Source organism: Franconibacter helveticus LMG 23732, assembly GCF_000463115.2.
Lineage (GTDB): Bacteria > Pseudomonadota > Gammaproteobacteria > Enterobacterales > Enterobacteriaceae > Franconibacter > Franconibacter helveticus.
Genome location: NZ_AWFX01000040.1, coordinates 1 through 291, shown reverse-complemented (window position 1 = coordinate 291; position 291 = coordinate 1). Strand labels below are relative to the sequence as shown.

Here is a 291-nt window from a genome sequence, read left to right as displayed (position 1 = left end):
ATGCTCGACCCATCCAGAGTAGCCTCTTACCTGCCGTGAGGCAAGGAGAAGATGGCGATGAAAATGCCGCATAACCCCCGGATCTGGCGCGTATTAATGGTGTGCGTAACGCTGTTACTGCTCGTTTTCCTGCTGCGAAACCCGCTCTGCGGTGTGCGCTATAAGGATGAGCTACGGGAGGTTGTTGCGCTTATGGCTTACGAATCCGGTAAGTAGCAACCTGGGGCGGGGGCAACCCCGCCTTTTCAGGGCGGATGAGGTCAGGCATACCGCGAGCGCCTTTTAAAAGGG

Annotated in this window: 1 protein-coding gene; it reads left to right on the top strand. The window is 56.7% G+C overall.

The annotated features are described in order from the left end of the window. The first annotated feature begins 51 nt into the window (after nucleotides 1–51). Nucleotides 52–216: a type I toxin-antitoxin system Hok family toxin gene (locus DW56_RS10335; protein WP_075207060.1), complete on the top strand. Its 165-nt coding sequence runs from the start codon at nucleotides 52–54 to the stop codon at nucleotides 214–216. Nucleotides 217–291 lie beyond the last annotated feature (75 nt).